This is a genomic window from Acidovorax sp. 69 (genome assembly GCF_002797445.1).
Classification (GTDB): Bacteria; Pseudomonadota; Gammaproteobacteria; order Burkholderiales; family Burkholderiaceae_C; genus Acidovorax.
The window spans coordinates 3456482-3474863 of record NZ_PGEP01000001.1; the positions used below are offsets into that span (position 1 = coordinate 3456482).

The window sequence follows — 18382 nt, forward strand, 5'->3', positions numbered from 1 at the left end:
GGTGCGATGCAGCCACCGGTGGCCGCTGCACCCGCGCCCGCTGCGGCAGATGCCGCGTTGCTGTCGCGCGATGCGCGGCGCATTTACGAGCTGTCGCGCGACAAGCTGGTGCAGATCCGCACGCTGCTGCGCAATGCCAACACGCAGGCGTCGATTGGTTCAGGCTTTTTTGTGTCGGCCGATGGGCTGATCGTCACCAACTTTCATGTGGCCAGCCAGCTGGCGCTGGAGCCCGAACGCTACCGGGGCGTGTACGTGACGATGGAAGGGCAAGAGGGCGAAGTCGAGCTGCTGGCGTTTGACGTGCAGCGCGACCTGGCCGTGCTGCGGGCCAAGGGGCGCACGGCCGCAGCGCCGGTGCTGGGCTTTCGGCCCGCCACCGAGGCCCTGGCGCAGGGCGAGCGCATCTACTCGCTGGGCAACCCGCTGGACATCGGCTTTGCCGTGACCGAGGGCACCTACAACGGGCTGGTCAAGCGCAGCTTTTACCCCCGCATCTTCTTTGGCGGCGCGCTCAACCCTGGCATGAGCGGGGGCCCGGCGGTGGACGACACGGGCCGGGTGCTGGGTGTGAACGTGGCCAAGCGGCTCGATGGCGAGCAGGTCAGCTTCTTGATTCCGGCCGAGTTTGCGCAGGCGCTGGTGCAGCGCGCAGCCAGTGCCCAGCCCATCACCCAGGCGGCGCATGCCGAGATGACGCGGCAGCTGATGGAGCACCAGCAACTGCTGACCGAGCGATTCTTGAAGGCGCCGTTTCGCGCGCAGCGCCACGGCAACTACCGCGTGCCGGTGCCCGACGATGCGCTGGCGCGGTGCTGGGGCTCGGGGCGCGACCCGGCTTTTCCGGGCCTGAACCTGGAGCGCACGCAGTGCCAGGCCGACAGCGATGTGGTGGCTGGTGACTTCAACACCGGCACGGTGCGCATGGCCTACGAGGCCTACAACGCCCCCACCCTGGGCGCTGCGCGGTTCGCCCGGGTGTTCTCACAAAGTTTTGCCAACGAGCGCCTGCCCACACGCGGCAACCGCCACCAGACGGCGGCCGAGTGCAGCGAACGTTATGTGGACCCCGGCAGCCTGGCGCTGCGCGCAGTGGTGTGCCTGTCGGCCTACCGCAAGCTGACCGGCCTGTACAACATGACCGTGCTGGTGACCTCGGTCAACCAGCCCACGCAAGGCGTGCTGGGCCGCCTGGATGTGCAAGGTATCGCGTTTGACAATGGCATGAAGCTGGCCAGCCACTACCTCAAGGCGTTTCGCTGGGAGGCCGCACCATGATGCCGACCCTCGGACTGATCGAAGCCTTTGACCGCCACGGCGCCTTGCTGGCACGCTCGCCCATCACCCGCTGGCCGGTGACGGTGGGCCGGGCCCTGGACTGCGACCTGGTGCTGGACGACCCGTTTGTGGCGCCCACACACCTGCGCATCGACCGCGCTCCCGATGGCGCCCGCACGGTGCAGGTCGATGTGGTTGAAACCCGCAACGGCGCACGCCTGCAGCGCAAACACCATGCCCAGGGCGAGCGCTTTGACTGGCCGGACGGCACGCCCATTGACCTGGGCCACACCCACATCACACTGCGCCTGGCCGACACGCCCATCGCACAAGAACAGGCGCTGCCGCAGTTTCCCTGGCGCACGGTGGGCACCTCGGCGGCGCTGATGGCTTTGGTGGTGGTGGCCGCGCTGGCGTCGTCGTGGCTGGAGGCCCGCGACACGGCGCAATACCTAAAGTCGCTGCCGGTGGTGCTGTTGACCACGTTGGCGGTGCTGGCCGCATGGTCAGGCCTGTGGTCGGGGGCCAACAAGGTGTTTGCCGGCCAATTGCAGTTCTGGCGCCATGTGCGCATTGCCTGCGCCGCCTACCTGGTGGCCGATGCCGTGCAGCTGGCGAGCTACCTGACGGCCTTCGCCTTCTCGCTGGAGGCCCTGTCGCGGTTTGCCCCCGTGCTGGTCGTGCTGGTGCTGGCGGGTGCGCTGTACGCCCATCTGGTGGCCGTGCTGCCGCGCCGCCGCGTGGGCCTGGCCTGGGCGGTGGCAGCGGTGGTGGCCCTGGGCGTGCCGTCATGGCTGGGGGCGCAGTGGCTCAACCGCATGCGACTGACGAACGAGCTGTACATGAGCGGCCTGTTCCCCCCCGGCCTGCGCGTGGCCCCCGCCGTGCCGGTGGAGCAGTTTCTGCAAGACACCGAATCGCTGCGCGGCAAGCTGGACCGCCGCCTGCGCGATGACGGCCAGGCGGACGAAGACGAGTAACTTGGGATGTTCTCGGCATTCAAGACACCGTTGAACCCGTTTGCCTTGCGCTTGTCGAAGGGCTTTCACCGAGGGCGCCCTGGCTTGGACAGGCTCAGCCCGAACGGTGTTGAATGATGGAACGCAAACCCACACGCCCCCTGCGCCGTCACAAGCTCCACCACCACGTCTATGTGGTCGAGCTCTCCAAAGACGTGCTGCTAGAGCCGCGCTTTCGCCGGTGCAATCCGAACTACGTCGACGGCAAGCCCTGTGTGTACGTGGGCATGACGGGCCTAGACCCCGACGTGCGGTTTGACAAACACAAGGCGGGCATCCAGGCCAACCGGTTTGTGACGCAGTACGGCCTGCACCTGCTGCCCGACTTGTACGAGGGTTTCAACCCCATGAGCTACGAAGACGCCGTGGACCGGGAGATCGAGATCGGCATCGACCTGCGCTCGGCGGGGTTTGGGGTGTGGCAGGCGTGATGCCATTGCCCCTGCCCTTCCTGAGGCTCACGACCCTTTATTACTCATTTTTTTATAGCATTTAGCGCTTATCCATCAAGCGCCACCGGCCAATTTCACCCAAACCATCCTACACACCACCATGAACTTTGCAGACCGCCTGAAGCAACTCCCCGCCACCACCCACCTCGCCACACTGCAACTGCTGGGCGCGGACGGCCAGGTGCTGGCCACCATCGAGAACAAGCCCGGCCAGACGGGGTCGCTGGTGGTGTATGCCGCGCTGGCTGCCTTGTACGGTGGCAGCATCACACCCGCAGCCGCCAGCCTGGGGCTGGAGTGGTATGCAGAGCATGTGGCAGATGCGCGTGCGTTCCCCGGCAAACACCCCAACATCGACCGGCTGCTGGCCTGGGCGCAGGGCGGCGAGAGCTTTGCGGTGCGCACGGTGGCGGCCTGAGGCGGCACCACCTTTCAAAAAATGGGTGCGGGCAACGGCCGGTTGTCGAAAACGCGCAGGCCTGTTCGTCGTAGGGGTGTGAACGCGTGAGTGATTGCGGCCATTGACCAAGATGGCTTCGTGGCCCACGCTGTCATTCACCCCCCTGATTTCCACCCCCAGGAGACACCGCATGACGACCACCTCCACCTCCGCAGCCACCAGCACAGGCACCGTGACCCTGCACCGCGTGCTGCGCGCCCCGGCCGAGCGCATCTACCGCGCCTTTCTGGACGCCGATGCCCTGTGCAAATGGCTGCCACCGCATGGGTTTACCGGCCGGGTACTGAGCATCGACGCGCGCGTGGGTGGCAGCTACCGCATGCAGTTCACCAACCTGAGCAGTGGCGGCACGCATGCGTTTGGCGGCGACTATGTAGAGCTGGTGCCCGGCGAGCGCATCGTGCACACCGACCGGTTTGACGACCCCCACCTGCCCGGTGAGATGCGCACCACCATCACTTTCAGGAAGGTGATGGTGGGCACCGAGGTGTCTATCGTGCAGGCGGGCATTCCGGCCGTGATTCCCACCGAGATGTGTTACCTCGGCTGGCAGGAGTCGCTGCAGTTGCTGGCACTGCTGGTAGAGCCGGAGATCCCGGGTTGATGCAACGCAGGCCGGGTCATCGGCTTGACGCCTTGGCGTCGACAAGCTCAACCCGAACGGTGATTGTTCAAACCGAACAGCGGCTGCCTGCCGCAAGCCTGCCCACCATCACTGGCTGAAAAGGCCCATCACTTCAACCACTTGTCAGCGGCTTGCTTGATGGTGCCCCGGCTGTCCACCAGGCCCCACACAAAGCCCATCACGCGCACATAGTCGGCGTCGTCGGTCGGCACCATGAAGCCCAGGGTGTTCTTGGGCGTGAGGGGTGCGTCGACAAACGCAGCCGCCAGGCGGGGGTCGGCCTTGGCGTAGTGCAGGGCCTCATACGTCTCGGTGATCATCACGTCGCCCTTGCCCTCGGCGATCAGCGCGGGGATCTCGGCGTTCTTGTCGTGGGTGCTGACCTGGGCGGCCTTGAGGTTGGCCAGCACATAGGTCTCGTTGGTGCCGCCGGGGTTCTTGATGACACGCACCGTGGGCTGGTTCATCGCGTCCACGCTGGTGTACTTGGCCTTGTCAGCCGCGCGCACCAGGGCCACTTTGCCAAAGGGAGCGTAGCCGGGCAGCATGTCAAAAATGCGCATGCGGTTGACGTTGCGGGTGATGCCGCCCACCGCCACATCAAACTTGTCGCCCTGCAGGTCTTTGACCAGGTTGGGCCAGGTGGTGGGCACGTATTCGATCTTCACGCCCAGCTCCTTGGCCATGGTTTCGATCACATCGATGTCGTGGCCGCTGTAGCCTGCGTCGGTCTTGATGGCAAACGGGCGGTAGTCACCGGGCGTGCCCACGCGGATGACCTTGGCCTCCATGATCTTGTCGAGCCGGGGCCCCGCCTGCGCGGCCTGGCTGAAGGCGAAGCTGGTCAGCACGGCGGCTGCGGCCAGGGCAAAGGTCTTTTTAACGATCATTTCAAGGTTCTCCAGAGGGTGGTGGGCGGCTTGGCCAATTTGGCAACACATACGGCCCGGTCAAGGCACCACGGCCCTGCGCGGCGGGTGGACACAAGCGTGGGCGCCCACGTTACAACAGGCCCACCGTCACACCATCGGGGCTTGCCCAGGGTGGCAACGCAGCGGCGGTTGTTGTGCGAGCGGCATGTTCGGCTGTGCCCATTGGCCAGCGGCTGCAGGCGTGGGGCAACAGCACGCAGAACCAACGCAAGTGGCATGCCATGGGGCCTGCACCACGCCAGGGCCCTGGCGCCTTGGCACAGACAGCCTTGAACGCTCTATTTTTTATAGCGCTTTGCGCTTATCCAATATGCGCTACACGCCAATTTCTCTCAAAACTGGGTTACCCTGCCCGGCTTAGCAACCAAGGACTCGCCATGAAAAAACTCAACGTCACCATCCAACTCGAAATGACTGTGCCCGACGACTGGGAGCTGGCGGACACGTCTGAAGGCACGCCCGTCATCAAGCTGCCCGACGGCAAGTACATGGACATCGCCATCGAGCCCCTGTTTGCCGCCGACCCCGAAGACATGTGGGCCAGCACCGAAGACGAAGACCTGCTCGACGACATCCTGGACATGGTGGAGAGCGAAGCCGTGACGTTCGAGTTTGTAACGCACTGATTTTGATAGCTTCTAGCGCTTACTGGACAAGCGCTAGGGATCCTCTGCACGAATCAAGTGGTAAGGGTGCGCTGCGGATCGGGATGGGCAGCAAGGCGCAAAACGCAGCAATAGCCGTAGCTATTGCGAGTATTTGCAACACGGCAGACCGCCCGGTGCCGCAGATGCACACGGCACGCTGATTCGTGCAGAGGGTCCCTAGAAGCCCATTTGGCTTAAAGCTGAGAGCGCAACCAGCCCGTCAGCTTCTCGTGCGCCTTCTCGCGCAAGGGACGGTCCCGCCAGGCCTCGAAAGTCACGCGGCGCGAGCGCTTTATGTCGCCTTCAAACACCAGCGTCTGCCGCTGCGCAAACGCTGCGTCGTACACGTTCAGGTTGGCCTCGTCGTTCAGGCGGAACGAGCGGTTGTCGAAATTGGTGGAGCCCACCGACACCAGCAACTGGTCCACGATCATGACCTTGCAGTGGTACATGGTGGGCCCGTATTCATAAATCTCGGCGCCCGCCTGCAGCAGCGGACCCCAGGTGGCGCGCGATGCGGCCTTCACGGTTTCGGTGTCGGTGTGCCCGCCAGGAGTGACCAGGCGCACACGCACGCCGCGCTGGAGGGCATCCATCAACAGCTTGAGCGTAAGTTCATCGGGCACGAAATACGCCACCGACAAGTCCAGGCTGCGCTCGGCCGCCGTGATGGCCAGGTGGACCATGAGCTGCATGCTCTCGCTGCCACTCGATGGCGAGCTGGAGAACATCTGCGCCTTCTGCGTGCCCACGGGTGGATCTTGTGCGATGGCCGGAAAGTATGCCTCGCCATGCAGCACCTCGCCGGTGACCTTGAGCCAGTTGTCCAAGAACGTGGCCTGCATCTGCGCCACCACGGGGCCGCGCACCAGGTAGTGCGAGTCGCGCCAGTGGTCGGGGTCTTGCGCATGGCCCGTCCATGCGGGCGCAATGCCCACGCCTCCAGTAAAGCCCACCTGCCCGTCCACCACCAGCAGCTTGCGGTGGGTGCGGTTGTTCAGGCGGGCCAGGTTGTACCAGTGGGGTTTGTGGAATTTCTCGATTTGCACCCCGGCAGCCTTCATCTCGGCCAGGTAGCTCTCTTCCATCTTGGCGCTGCCCACCCAGTCGAGCAGCACATGCACCGGCACACCGGCGCGGGCACGCTCGCTCAAGGCGTCAGCAAACTGCTTGCCGATGTCGCCCGACCAGTAGATGTAGGTTTCGAAGGTGACGCTCTTTTGTGCGGCCTGGATGGCGGCCAGCATGGGCGGAAAGATCTGGTCGCCGTTGAGCAGCTCGGTCACCGCGTTGCCGCCCACGATGCCCGGGCCCAGCAGGCTGCCCAGGGCACGCTCGAACTGCGGGTGGGCGGTGCTGTACAGGCGCGGCAGTGGCTGCTGCACCTTCTTTTCGCCCGCCGTGAAGTTGAGTGCCAACAAGACAAGCGCCCCCGTGGCCAGGGCCGTGAGCAAAACAGTGAGCAGGGTGGAGCGGCGGCGGTGGGCTGCTTTGGGCATGGCGCGATGGTAGGTGGCGGTCTGCTGGAGCGCTGTAGGCCGATGCCGCCAACGCCGGGCGGCACAATCGCGGGGTGCCAGCCGTACACGCGCGTTGCAACGCGCTGGCCCCACACACCCCTCTGCGCTTTTTACCGTTGCCCTGCCGTGTCTGAATCTGCCCGCTCTGCTCTCGTTCGCCCCGCCATCCACATCACCCGCCGCAGCGCCTTGATCGGCACGGCAGGCCTGCTCGCTCAGCCCGCCCTGCTGGCGCCACTGCACGCCAAGCCCTTGCCACACACACCCACGGTGTGGCCCCAGGCGCTGCAGGTGCCAGGCGGCGTGGCACGTCTGTCGCTGGGCCCGGCGGCCACACGGCCCGCAGCACAGGTGCGTCTGGGCGATACGGATGTACCGCTGCGGGTGGTGGGCGATGCCATCGAATGGACAGCCATCGTGGGCATACCGCTGGCCGCTGCGCCCGGCGATGCGTTCATCACCGTGTTGGCCGAAGGCGGCGGCAGCCCGCGCCTGGTGCCCTACACCGTGGCGCACAAGCAATACAAGGAGCAGCACCTGAAGGTGTCGCCGCGCACGGTAGACCTCTCGCCCGAGGACCAGGCCCGCTACGAGCGCGAGCGCGATCACCAGGCCGTGGTGATGGCCACCTTCAGCGATCAGCCCGCAGGCGTGGCGCTGGCATCGCTGCGCATGCGGGTGCCGGTGCCGGGGCGCCGCTCCAGCTCGTTCGGGCTGCGGCGCGTGTTCAACGGCCAGCCGCGCAATCCGCACAGCGGCATGGACATTGCCGCGCCCACGGGCACCCCCATCGTGGCGCCGTTGCCGGGCCGCGTGATTGACGTGGGCGACTACTTCTTCAATGGCGGCACGGTGTGGCTGGACCATGGCCAGGGCTTGCTGACGATGTACTGCCACCTCAGCGGCATGGACGTGCGCGTGGGCGACGTGGTCAAAGCAGGCGACGCATTCTGCCAAGTGGGCGCCACCGGCCGCGTGACCGGCCCGCACCTGCACTGGGGCGTGATGCTCAACCGCACCATGGTGGACCCAGCACTTTTCATCCCGGCCTGACAGACCCTGTTTGCTACTATTTTTATAGCTTTTACCGCTTATACATCAAGCGCTACAGGCATTTTTTATCCAAACCATCCCCCTTGGCCACCGCATGACCTCGCGCCTCATCCGCTTCAACAAACCCTACGGCGTGCTGAGCCAGTTCACGGCCGAGGGCAAGTGGCAGGGCCTCAAGGACTACATCGACCTGCCCGGCGTGTACGTGGCCGGGCGCCTGGACGCCGACAGCGAAGGGCTGCTGCTGCTCACCAACGACGGCCCGTTGCAGGCCCGCATTGCCGACCCGCGCTTCAAGATGGAAAAAACCTACTGGGTGCAGGTGGAGGGCATCCCGGATGCCGCTGCACTCGCCACGCTGTGCAGCGGCGTGGTGCTGAACGACGGCCCCACCCTGCCCGCCCGCGCGCGACTGCTGGACCCGGCCCCCAACGTCTGGCCACGCAACCCACCCATCCGCGAACGCAAGGCCATCCCCACCGCGTGGATCGAACTCGTCATCCGCGAGGGCCGCAACCGCCAGGTGCGCCGCATGACAGCCGCCGTGGGCTACCCCACGCTGCGGCTGATCCGCGCAGCCATCGGGCCCTACACGCTGGATGGGCTGGCGCCGGGCACCTGGGCCGATTGAGTCGGAACAACTGCGCCGCAGCCGCATCCATGCGGAGCGACAGCACCGAGCCGCGCGCCCGCGAAAACCGCACGCAGCCCGCCGGCATCGTCCGCACCCACTGCCTGTAGCACCGAGGCCCGATCGCCCAGCACAGCACAGCACAGCACAGCACAGCACAGCACGCCAGCGCAATACACGCGGCATATCGCGCCTCAGCCCCAGGCCCGCCATGCCGCAGTCCAGGCCTGTAGATGCGGCCATGCCGTGAGCGGAATGCCCCGCAGGTTTGCCCGATGGACGATGGTGAAACCATAGGCATAGCCCGTGCGGTGCGCGCCTGCCACAAAGTCGCAGCGTAACCACATGGCGCCAAGCTGTGCCAACCGCGTGGGCCGCCGGGGCTTCACGGCCTGGCGCGTGAACCCGGCCGTTTCCATGGGCCACAACCAGGGGCTGAAGCCCTTGTGCAGCTCGGTGCTGATGAGGGTGCACCACGGCAGCACGGCCAGGCGCTCGCGCAAGCCGGATTTGCCGATCAACGCCTGGCGGGGCAGCAGCAGTGGCGGCGAATCAGCCCTTCGGCCACCTGGTTCAGTCACATATCTTTGGCGCCACCGGCTGACTTGCACGGGCAGATGGAAGAGCATTGCCACTCATCAAAATTGTACTAATACAAAATAATTTTAAAAGTACAATTTATTTCCAATGGCCTGCCACACATCCAGGCGTCAGGAGTACCCCATGCTCGACACCCCCTCACCCCCCGGTCCAGGCTGGAAGGCGCGCAGCCTGAGCGGTTTCATTCAGCATGCGGGCCCCTTGTGGGCGCAGCGAGAGGAACAGGGCTGGGCCTACGGCATAGCGGTGGGGCCACAGCACCTGAACCCTGCGGGGGCCACCCATGGCGGGGCATTGATGACCCTGATGGACCATGCCCTGAGCGCAGTGGCGTGGGAAGCCTGCGAACGCATTCCCTGCGTCACGCTCCAGATGGACTCGCACTTTGTGAGCCCCGTGCGGCCCGGTCAGTTTGTCGAGGCGCGGGCCACCGTGATCGAGCGCACCGGCAGCCTGGTCTTCATGCGCGGCGAGCTACGCACGGGCCACAGCCTGGTGCTGACGGCCCATGCCCTCATGAAAGCCCTGAGATGAAGGCGCCGGGCCACTGACATCTCCCCTGCAGCCCTGCTGCGGCTGCAATTATTTGGTACCCCGACAAGGAGCGCGCGTTGGACATTCCTGCCCACCACAGCCTGATGGCCCTGTTCGGAGACCGACTGCCGCCCCCGGCCGCGGCCGATGCGGCTACAAATGGGTTTACCCTCGCCAGTTTGAAGCTCAAAAACTCCAACATGGCCACCCGCTCCAAGTCCGTCTCGCTCCCTGCCGACTCCAAGCCCGCCAAAGGCGTGCGCGTCAGGCCAGTGCCCGCCGTGACGCGCTCCATCGCCATCTTGCGGCTGCTGGGTGAACACAAACAGCCGCTCACGCTGAAAGCCGTGGCCGAGGCGCTGCACCTGGTGCCCAGCACCTGCCTGCATATCCTGCGGGTGCTGGTGGCTGAGGACCTGGTCACGCTCGACCCCGCCACCAAACGGTATGCCCTGGGCACCGGAATGATCAGCCTGGCGCGCAGTGTGCTGGAGGGCGGCGGCTTCACGCAACTGGTGCAGCCAGCGCTGGACCGCCTGGCCGCGCAGTTTGGCGCAACCGCCATGGGCGTGGAGATCACCGCGCGCCAGACGGTGGTGGTGCTGGCGCTCTCGCGCTCCAGCCAGCCGTTTCGCGTGCACACCGACGTCGGCAGCCAGTTCGAGACACTGGTCAGCGCCACAGGGCGGCTGATTGCCGCCTACAGCGGAGAAACCTGGCCTGCGCTGAAAGAGAAATTTGCCCACGTGGTGTGGGACAAGGCCCCCACATTCACCACCTGGAAAAAAGAGGTCGAGCTGACCCGATCCCGGGGCTGGAGCCTGGACCGCGACAACTTCATGGCCGGCATCACCGTCGTTGCCATGCCGGTGTTTGCGCCGGGGGGGCGGCTGGTGCACACGCTGGTGGTGGTCGGGCTCAGCAGCCAGATGGGGGCTGCCGTGGTGCAGCAGATGGCGCAGGTCATGCAGCGCGAGGCCGCCGAACTGTCACGCCTGCTGGGAGGGAGCTGAAACATCATGTCGACCTCCAGCACCGCAGTGGCCCAGACCCTGCTCAAGACCATGACCATGCCCGCGCACATCGACGCCAGCGGGCAGGTGCCCACAGGCTGGCTGCTGGCCCAGATGGACCTGGCGGGTGCCGTGTTGCCCGGCCAGCATTTCACAGCGCCGGTGGCCTTGGTGGGCCTGTCTGATGTGGTGCTGCTGGCCCGGCCCCGGCTGGGCCAATGCGTCACGTTCACGGGCCGTCTGCTGTCTTGCAACACCCAGGAGGCGTGTGTCGCCGTCGAGGCCTGGAGCGAAGAACGCGGCCAGACCGGCGCCGCCCCCCTGATGCGAGCACAACTGCGCTATGTGCCCGCCAAAATCGAAGTGCCTGGGAATCTCTTCCCAGGCACTTTTCCTGCTGGCGATTGACGCGGCGCTCAGTCCGCGCGGATCCCCGCCGTCTTGATGATCGGCGCCCAGCGCTCCCGCTCCTTCCTGGCAAAGACACCCAGGTACGCAGCACTCCCCCCCGCTGGTTCAAACCCCAGGTCCAGCAGCCGCTGGCGCACGTCCGGTTTGGCCAGCACCTTGTTGACGGCAGCATTGAGCACCCGGGTGATCTCCGCAGGCGTGCCCTTGGGGGCGTAGAGCGCATTCCAGGCGACGAACTCGAAACCAGCATAGCCCTGCTCGGCCACCGGCTTCACGCCGGGGACGAGGGGGCTGGCGATGGCCGAGGTGACGCCCAGGGCGCGCAGCTTGCCGGCCGCCAGGTGCGGGCGCAGCGCCAGCGGGGTGTCGATGGTCACGGACAGCTGACCGCCCAGCACATCGGTCATCGCACTGCCTGAACCCTTGTACGGAATGCCAAAAAGCGGGGCGCCTGAGCGATCTTTGAGGAATTCGACCACCAGGCGCGCCGAGGTGCTGGGCATCGCAATGTCGGCCGAACCAGGCGTGCGCTTGACGGTGTCCAGCACATCGCCCACCGTGCGGTACGGTGTGCTGGCGCCTGTCGCAAGCACCATCGGAAAGGTCCCCACCATGGCAATGGGCTCGAAATCCTTCTCGGGATCGAAGGGCATCTTGGCATAGAGGAACTGGTTGAGCACATGGGTGGCATTGGTGCCCATGGTCAGTGTGTAGCCGTCGCCTGCGGCCTGCGCCGCCAGTTCGGTCCCCAGGATGCCGCCCGCGCCGGCCTTGTTTTCCACCACGATGGGTTGCCCCAGCTCCCGGGAGAGTTGCTCGCCCAGAAGCCGGGTGGCCACGTCGGTGCCCTGCCCGGCGGCGTAGGCCACGATGATGCGGATGGGCTTGTTGGGATAGGCGGACGCCTGCGCATGGGACGCAGGCACGGTCAAAAATAGCAAACTGGCAGCAGTCGTGATAGTGGCAGCGATGGTTCGCATGCTTGTCTCCTTATGGTTCTATTCTGCAGGTCACAGAGGATGGGTGGGTGTGCGGGCAATGCCCCGGTCGTAGAAATCTCTCCTCTGGGTTTCGTCGAATCCGAGATCGGCCAGCACCTCGTCGGCGTGCTGGCTGAAGGCGGGTGGCGGATGGCCCGGCGATGCCGGGGTGCCGTACAGGCGCATCGGGGCCCGGAGCGCGGTGAACGCCCCCTGCTGGATGACCATGTCACGGTGCGCGCAATGTGCCTGTGCCAGTGCCTGCGGCACGTCGTTCACCACGCCGGCGGGTACACCCACGCGCATCAGCGCCTCGCACAGCGGCTGGCAGTCGGAGGTGGCGATGGCCGCCTCGATGAGGGCCTTGAGCTGTGGCCGGTGCGCCAGGCGGTCCGCGTTGCTGTGAAAGCGCGGGTCGTCAGGCAAGCCGGGGCAAGCGATGTGCTGGCTGAAGCGGCGGAACTGGCCGTCGTTGAGGATGCCGATGAACACATGGCCATCGCGCGCCTGGAACTTGTCGTAGGGCGCGATGTTGGGGTGCGCGCTGCCCAGCAGGCCCGGCGTCTGGTGCGAGGCGAACCAGTTCGATGCATGTGGCAGCAGCAGGCTGAGCGCGGTGTCGTACAGGGTGGCCTCCACGCGCTGCCCCTTGCCGCTGCCATGGCGGCTGCACAGCGCCATGAGGATGCCGGCGAGCGCCACGTAGCCGGTCAGATGGTCCACGATGGGGATGCCCATGCGCGTCGCGCCGCTGGCCGATTCGCCGTTGATGCTCATCAGCCCGCACTGCGCCTGCAGAACCGCGTCGTAGCCCGGCAGGCCGCCCAGCGGGCCGTCGCGGCCGAAGCCGGAGATGGCGCAGTAGATGAGCTTCGGGTAGCGCTCGGCCAGGGCCTGCTCGTAGCCCAGGCCCCATTTCTCCATGGTGCCGGGCAGAAAGTTCTCGACCAGCACATCGGCGTCCTGCAGCAGGCGGTGCAGCACCTCCTGTGCATCGGGCTGGCTCAGGTCCAGGCTCAGTGCCTTCTTGCCGCGGTTGAGCGCAGCGAAGTAGGCGCTGTTGCCCATGCCGTCAAAGGGCGGGCCGAGGTGGCGCGTCTCGTCGCCACCCGGTGGCTCGATCTTGACGACGTGGGCACCGTTGTCAGAGAGCATCTGGGTGCATAGGGGGCCTGCGAGCACCCGTGTCAGGTCCACGACGCGCAGGCCCCCCAGCGCCGTGGCGCCGGGGTTTGCCATGGTGCTCACGCGCGGCTGGGCAGCACCACCACGCCGCCACCCAGCGCGGACTGTTCGCCGTCCTGGTTCTGCGCTTCCTGCTCGATCTCCACCATGTGTTTGCCGTTCTCCACAAACTTGCGGATGACCCGGCCCTTGATGAACACCATGTCGCCCTCGGGGTTGTGGCGGCGCACCTTGCAGGTGGCCTTGTGCAGGAAACCGGTGTCGCCCATCCAGTTGGTCAGGTGGTGCGTCATCCACGAGGTGCGCTCCGGGCCGTAGTCGTAGGCACCGGGGGCACCCACTTCGAGCGCGAAGTCTTCTTCCCAGTGCACGCGCTCTGGCACGTCCGGGATGCCGAAGCGGTTCTTGATGCCCACGCCCGGGTGGGCGTCGATGAGCTTCCAGGCCAGCTTGTTGGCACGGATGTACAGGCCACCCCAGCCCTGTGCGTAGGCGACGAAGCCAGTCACCGTCATCGGGCCCTTGAACATGGTGGGCAGCTCGTCGCCCACGGTCACGTCTTCCCAGTAGCGGGGGATGGCGCCGCGCACTTCCTCGTCGCGGTAGAGCTTGTAGGCTTCGGCCAGCTCTTCGTCGGTGTAGCGGCGCACGCCGCGCTCGCGCACTTCACGGTACTTGGTGCCGCTTTCACGGGCGTGGTCGCGCTCGGTGCGAAAGCACCAGCTGTCGGCTTCGGCCACCTTGTCGCCCGACTGGTTGAAGAAGTCCACGTGGTAGGTCTGCTGGATGGCGCGGCCGGCAAAGCGGGTCTGGTGTTCCACCAGGTCCTTGAGGTAGCACTCGGTGGAGATTTCATCGTTGCGGCGCACGTCCTTGTGCCAGGTCCAGTTGGCGCCAGACCACATGGCGTGTACGCCGGGCAGGCCGCCCACATAGCCCGAGACGATGCGGCTGGTGGAGAACAGGAAGCTGGGCAGCGCAATGATGCCGCCGTGGTGGCTCTTGGCCGCGTAGTCGGGGTCGCACCACAGTGGGTTGTCGTCGCCGATGCCATGGGCATAGTGGCGGATGTTGTCGCGCGTGGCTTCGTAGCACCAGGGCTCGGCAGTCTGGCCGATCTTCACGCCAATGCGCTGGCGAAGGTCGTCCAGGCCACTGTCGGTGATCTTGGGGAAGGTGCGTTGTGCTTCGTTGGACATGCTTGTCTCCTTTTTTGCGGTGGTTGAAAGGGGGATGGACGGGGAGGGAAAAAAATAGGCTTCAGTGCGTGACGGCCAGGGCCTGCTGGGCTTCGCGCTCGCGCAGCACCTTGCGGTGCACCTTGCCGGCCGGGGTTTTGGGCAGTTCGGCCACGAAGGCAATGTGGCGCGGGTACTCGTGCTGGCTGAGCTTGGTCTTGACCAGGCGCTGCACTTCTTCGGTGAAGCGCTCGCTGGACGCGCGGCCCGAGACCACGAAGGCCTTCACGACCTGGCCCCGGATGGCGTCGGGCACGCCGATGACGGCGGCTTCCAGCACGTCGTCGTGCATCAGGATCACGTTCTCGATCTCCACGGCGCTCATGGTCCAGCCGGCGGAAATGATCACGTCGTCGGCGCGGCCACCATGGAAGAAGTAGCCGTCTTCATCGGTGCGACCCAGGTCCTTGGTGGGTATCCACTGGCCACGGCGCAGCACCATGAGTTGACCCGTGGTGCCGGGCGGGCAGACCTTGCCGTCGGCATCGTGAACCTCGACCACGGTGCCCGGCACGGCCTTGCCCAGCGAGCCGCGCTTGACCGGGAAGTCGTCGGCCCCGGGGTAGCTCACGAGCACCACGCCGATCTCGGTCGTGCCATACATGCTGCACACCGGCAGGCCGAACTGTTGCTGCACAAAGTCTGCCGTGTCGTCGTCGATAGGCTCGCCGGTGAACGACAGCTTGGTGAAGTGATACCGGTGATCGCCCGCCTTGCCGCAGTTTTTCATCATGCGGTAGTGCGTGGCGGCGGCCGACATGTTGGTGAACCGGTGGGCCGACAACGCCTGAAGCAGCCGCTCGGCGTTGAAGCGGCCGCTGTAGCTGCCGATGGTGAGGCCCAGCGCCAACGGCGCCAGCGTGCCGTGCCACAGGCCGTGGCCCCAGGCGGGAGAAGACGGGCACATGAATCGGTCGCCAGGGCGCAGCCCCGTGCCGTACAGAGCGGCCACCATCAGCGTGACCAGGGCCTTGTGGGTGTGTTTGACCGCCTCTGGCAGCTCACGCGTGGTACCCGATGTGTACTGAAAAACAGCCAGGTCGTCAGGCTGTGAGCGGGGGGTGTAACGGGCCGGTAGCGCTTCGAGCTTGTGCCACAGGTTGGCATCAAACACGTCGAACGGTGTCGTGCCCAGTCCGGCCACCACCTCGCGCTTTTCTTCATTGGTGACCAGCAGGCTGGGTTGGCAGTCGCCCACCCGCAGACGCACACCGTCGGGCCCGAACAGGGTGAACAGTGGCACAGCGATGGCACCCCGCTTGATCACGCCAAACATGGCCGTGTAGAAGGCCCGCGATGGCTCCAGCATGATCGCCACACGGTCGCCGCGCTGCACGCCCCGGGCTTCGAGGAAATGCGCAAACCGGGCGGAGTCCCGCGAGAGTTCGTCGAAGGTGATGGTCTCGTCCACGCCATCGGCGCCGCAGACGATCACCGCCTCGCGGCCCATTCCGGCATGGCGGTCCACACACTCGTGGGCGATGTTGAACGAAGTGCGATCTCCATCAAAAAGCTCCCACAGGCGCTCCGGCGAAAAGTGGGTCTGGGCATCGGCATAACGGGTGTATTCGGTCAGTCGTTTCATGGCTGCATAGGCTCTGTGTGGCGGTGCATGCAGTCTCAATTTTCCAACTTTAATTGTCAAATACGACTACTAATTGTCTCAATACAATTTTTGGAAAACACATCCCATCAGCCTGTGGCGCTATTCGCGTGCCCGCGCGGGGCAGTGTTCCAACGCCCCGCGCAGCACCTGCGTGGCAGGTCCTTGCTCAGGCACGCTGCACGGCACTCGGGGGGCGATAGCGCGTTGCCCGCAGCGACGTGCGGCCGGTGCACCGGGCCATGGTGCAAGCCGCAACGGGGCGCAATGGATGACGAAAGGGAGACTGAAAGCCGGAGGGCCGTTTGACGGCGCGGGCCTGCTCGATGAGCAGATCGTGCAGGTTGTGCAGGTTGTGCAGGTTGTGCAGGTTGTGCAGGCAGTGCAGATCGTCCCGGTCACGCGGGGCGTGGGCACAGCGCTGTTGCCGCGTCAGAACAGGCAGCCCGTGCTGTGATTGCAGCTGGAGACCACCTGGGGTGGCATTTTGCGGGGCGGCGCGACGCGACCCCGAGGCCTGGACACAGTGCGGGCCGCAGGGCAGCGCCACACCCACCCACAGATCAGTCGGTCAATGCCTGGTCGATGACAAGGTAGCGTTTGACAAGATCAAAAAAACTCTCGTAGAACGTGTCTTTGGCGATGGTTTCGCTGCCCACCTTGACCAGCGACTCGCTGGTGGACGAAAACGGCAACGACACCGAGCCGATGGCCCCCACCCCCAGGCTGGCAGAGTTGTTGGTCTTGCGCAGCGCGTAGGTGTCCTGCGTAGCCGTCACAAAACCCAGGCTCACCTTGCCATCATTGGCCTCAGGCACACACACCACGCGCACCACCATCTGCAGGTGCGATTCAGGCTCGGGTTGAAAACTCTTTTTGCCTTCCACCAGATCGATGGCGCTGGAGGAGATGACGTAGCCCTGGCTCAGCAGCGCGCGGCGCGATGCCTCGCAGGCCTGGGCGGGCGTAGCGTCAAAAAGGCGCGAATAGGTGGCCACCGACCCGAAGCTCTCCTGCACACCAAACGTTTTGGTGCCCGTGCTCGCACAACCCGCCAGCACGAGGGCCGCGCCAGCAGCCACTGCGGCAACAGCGAAGGCCCGCACAGCGCGGCGCGCAGCACAGCCGGTGGGTGAAGGCCGGGGCAGGCAAATCCAGGAAACAGGCAAAACCAGGCACTCCTTATTGATGGCGGCAGGATTCAAACAGGTCCCTATTCTCTATAGTCTGTAGTGGGTCAGAGAGTCCATCGGGCACTCGGTTCCCCGCATTCTCAAAATGCCCAGGTTTCACGGCCAGCGCGGGGGCGGATCGGACACCCCGAACCGACCAGTTATGCCCACAGCATGTGCACCAACCTGTGGATAAATCGTGGGACAAGCCGCACAACCCGCGCCACGGCTGGGCTGCACCAGTGTGCCCAAAATGGCAGCAACCAAGAACAGCCCCGGGGGCGCCGCCTGAGGCGGTTAAAGCTACACTATTGATAGCTTCCTGCGCAAGTAAATAAAGCGCTAGCAGCCGAAACCACATCAACTTTGCAGACCCGCCCAGGCGGCGCCAGCCCATCCGCCCCCTCACCGTGCCCCTTGCTTCCCTGCTCTGCCTGGTCGTCGCCATCAGCGACGGCGACACCCTCACCGCGCGCTGCGGCACACCCGGCGCCTACCAGCAGATCAAGGTGCGCGTGGCCGCCATCGACGCGCCCGAGTCGCGCCAGGCATTTGGCCAAAAATCACGGCAAAACCTGGCCCGCCTTTGTTTCCAGCAGCGCGCTACGCTGCGCCCCCTGGACGAGGACAGCTATGGCCGCACCGTGGCCAATGTGCGCTGCGGCGGCATCGACGTTGCCACGGCCCAGGTGCGGGCCGGGCTGGCCTGGGTGTACACGCCCTATGCCAGCGCACACCCGCACCTGGCGCCGCTGCAGCAGCAGGCACGCAGCAGTGGCACGGGCCTGTGGTCACAGCGACGGCCACTGGCACCGTGGGACTACCGGCACCGGCGCAACAAACACCACTGAAGGTGGCAGCCGCAGCCACCCAGGGCGCGCGCCGCCATCACGGCCACCGCAGGTGCCAGGCGGAAGGCGAAACCCGGCACGGCTGTTGCCTTGTTGCCCGGCCAAAATCCGATAGCGCATATTTCGCGGCATGGCATTGAGATGGATTGACGGCGCCAGGACACGCCCCATCAACGGG

Annotated in this window: 21 protein-coding genes; 13 read left to right on the forward strand and 8 right to left on the reverse strand. The window is 65.5% G+C overall.

Annotated elements, in window-relative coordinates; all coding sequences use genetic code 11:
- Positions 1–6: 6 nt before the first annotated feature.
- The 5 genes from CLU85_RS15840 to CLU85_RS15860 all read left to right on the forward strand — a co-directional run bounded on the left by CLU85_RS15840 (position 7) and on the right by CLU85_RS15860 (position 3813).
- Positions 7–1278, forward strand: coding sequence for a serine protease (locus CLU85_RS15840; RefSeq protein WP_232727841.1), 1272 nt, complete (start codon positions 7–9; stop codon positions 1276–1278).
- Positions 1275–2258, forward strand: coding sequence for an FHA domain-containing protein (locus CLU85_RS15845; RefSeq protein ID WP_100411101.1), 984 nt, complete (start codon positions 1275–1277; stop codon positions 2256–2258). Before CLU85_RS15840 ends, CLU85_RS15845 begins: the two co-directional genes overlap by 4 nt.
- A gap of 116 nt (positions 2259–2374) precedes the next feature.
- Positions 2375–2728 (forward strand): hypothetical protein, encoded by a 354-nt coding sequence (locus CLU85_RS15850; RefSeq protein WP_369858231.1) that lies wholly within the window; start codon positions 2375–2377, stop codon positions 2726–2728.
- A 121-nt stretch (positions 2729–2849) separates the two neighbouring features.
- Positions 2850–3167 (forward strand): DUF2322 family protein, encoded by a 318-nt coding sequence (locus CLU85_RS15855; protein ID WP_100411102.1) that lies wholly within the window; start codon positions 2850–2852, stop codon positions 3165–3167.
- Between the two features lie 172 nt (positions 3168–3339).
- Entirely contained in the window at positions 3340–3813 is a 474-nt protein-coding gene (locus CLU85_RS15860; protein ID WP_100411103.1) for an SRPBCC family protein, read from the forward strand.
- 128 nt (positions 3814–3941) lie between these two features.
- Here CLU85_RS15860 and CLU85_RS15865 read toward each other — a convergent pair whose 3' ends face one another.
- Positions 3942–4724: a transporter substrate-binding domain-containing protein gene (locus CLU85_RS15865; RefSeq protein WP_100411104.1), complete on the reverse strand. Its 783-nt coding sequence runs from the start codon at positions 4722–4724 to the stop codon at positions 3942–3944.
- 419 nt (positions 4725–5143) lie between these two features.
- Between CLU85_RS15865 and CLU85_RS15870 the strand changes: the two genes are divergently transcribed.
- Positions 5144–5392: a hypothetical protein gene (locus tag CLU85_RS15870; RefSeq protein ID WP_100411105.1), complete on the forward strand. Its 249-nt coding sequence runs from the start codon at positions 5144–5146 to the stop codon at positions 5390–5392.
- A gap of 215 nt (positions 5393–5607) precedes the next feature.
- On the opposite strand, the gene CLU85_RS15875 is transcribed toward CLU85_RS15870, so the two are convergent.
- A complete protein-coding gene (locus CLU85_RS15875; RefSeq protein ID WP_198509206.1) occupies positions 5608–6912 on the reverse strand; it encodes a phosphatidylserine/phosphatidylglycerophosphate/cardiolipin synthase family protein in 1305 nt (434 codons plus the stop codon).
- A 147-nt stretch (positions 6913–7059) separates the two neighbouring features.
- Here CLU85_RS15875 and CLU85_RS15880 point away from each other — a divergent pair, with 147 nt between their 5' ends.
- Entirely contained in the window at positions 7060–7986 is a 927-nt protein-coding gene (locus CLU85_RS15880; protein WP_100411106.1) for a M23 family metallopeptidase, read from the forward strand.
- A 94-nt stretch (positions 7987–8080) separates the two neighbouring features.
- Entirely contained in the window at positions 8081–8617 is a 537-nt protein-coding gene (locus CLU85_RS15885) for a pseudouridine synthase (RefSeq protein WP_100411107.1), read from the forward strand.
- A 194-nt stretch (positions 8618–8811) separates the two neighbouring features.
- Here the strand turns inward: CLU85_RS15885 and CLU85_RS15890 are convergent, their stop codons facing one another.
- Entirely contained in the window at positions 8812–9198 is a 387-nt protein-coding gene (locus CLU85_RS15890; RefSeq protein ID WP_157803980.1) for a hypothetical protein, read from the reverse strand.
- Between the two features lie 142 nt (positions 9199–9340).
- Here CLU85_RS15890 and CLU85_RS15895 point away from each other — a divergent pair, with 142 nt between their 5' ends.
- The 3 genes from CLU85_RS15895 to CLU85_RS15905 all read left to right on the forward strand — a co-directional run bounded on the left by CLU85_RS15895 (position 9341) and on the right by CLU85_RS15905 (position 11172).
- Positions 9341–9751 (forward strand): PaaI family thioesterase, encoded by a 411-nt coding sequence (locus CLU85_RS15895; protein ID WP_100411109.1) that lies wholly within the window; start codon positions 9341–9343, stop codon positions 9749–9751.
- 77 nt (positions 9752–9828) lie between these two features.
- The gene (locus CLU85_RS15900; protein ID WP_369858232.1) at positions 9829–10764 is read left to right on the forward strand and encodes an IclR family transcriptional regulator; all 936 of its coding nucleotides are present in this window, start codon (positions 9829–9831) and stop codon (positions 10762–10764) included.
- 6 nt (positions 10765–10770) lie between these two features.
- The gene (locus CLU85_RS15905) at positions 10771–11172 is read left to right on the forward strand and encodes a hypothetical protein (RefSeq protein ID WP_100411110.1); all 402 of its coding nucleotides are present in this window, start codon (positions 10771–10773) and stop codon (positions 11170–11172) included.
- A gap of 8 nt (positions 11173–11180) precedes the next feature.
- On the opposite strand, the gene CLU85_RS15910 is transcribed toward CLU85_RS15905, so the two are convergent.
- From CLU85_RS15910 to CLU85_RS15925, 4 genes are all read right to left on the reverse strand, one after another.
- Positions 11181–12155: a tripartite tricarboxylate transporter substrate binding protein gene (locus CLU85_RS15910; RefSeq protein ID WP_100411111.1), complete on the reverse strand. Its 975-nt coding sequence runs from the start codon at positions 12153–12155 to the stop codon at positions 11181–11183.
- Positions 12156–12185: 30 nt separating this feature from the next.
- Complete coding sequence (locus CLU85_RS15915) at positions 12186–13394, reverse strand: CaiB/BaiF CoA-transferase family protein (RefSeq protein ID WP_100412588.1); 1209 nt, start codon at positions 13392–13394, stop codon at positions 12186–12188.
- A gap of 5 nt (positions 13395–13399) precedes the next feature.
- Positions 13400–14539 (reverse strand): MaoC family dehydratase N-terminal domain-containing protein, encoded by a 1140-nt coding sequence (locus CLU85_RS15920; RefSeq protein WP_100411112.1) that lies wholly within the window; start codon positions 14537–14539, stop codon positions 13400–13402.
- A 61-nt stretch (positions 14540–14600) separates the two neighbouring features.
- Positions 14601–16163, reverse strand: a complete 1563-nt coding sequence (locus tag CLU85_RS15925) for an acyl-CoA synthetase (RefSeq protein WP_100411113.1) — start codon at positions 16161–16163, stop codon at positions 14601–14603.
- Positions 16164–16452: 289 nt separating this feature from the next.
- On the opposite strand from CLU85_RS15925, the gene CLU85_RS23030 reads away from it, so the two are divergent.
- Positions 16453–16638: a hypothetical protein gene (locus CLU85_RS23030; RefSeq protein WP_157803981.1), complete on the forward strand. Its 186-nt coding sequence runs from the start codon at positions 16453–16455 to the stop codon at positions 16636–16638.
- A 106-nt stretch (positions 16639–16744) separates the two neighbouring features.
- Here the strand turns inward: CLU85_RS23030 and CLU85_RS15935 are convergent, their stop codons facing one another.
- Positions 16745–17287 (reverse strand): DUF2242 domain-containing protein, encoded by a 543-nt coding sequence (locus CLU85_RS15935; RefSeq protein WP_232727955.1) that lies wholly within the window; start codon positions 17285–17287, stop codon positions 16745–16747.
- 476 nt (positions 17288–17763) lie between these two features.
- On the opposite strand from CLU85_RS15935, the gene CLU85_RS15940 reads away from it, so the two are divergent.
- Positions 17764–18204: a thermonuclease family protein gene (locus CLU85_RS15940; RefSeq protein WP_100411115.1), complete on the forward strand. Its 441-nt coding sequence runs from the start codon at positions 17764–17766 to the stop codon at positions 18202–18204.
- Positions 18205–18382: the final 178 nt, after the last annotated feature.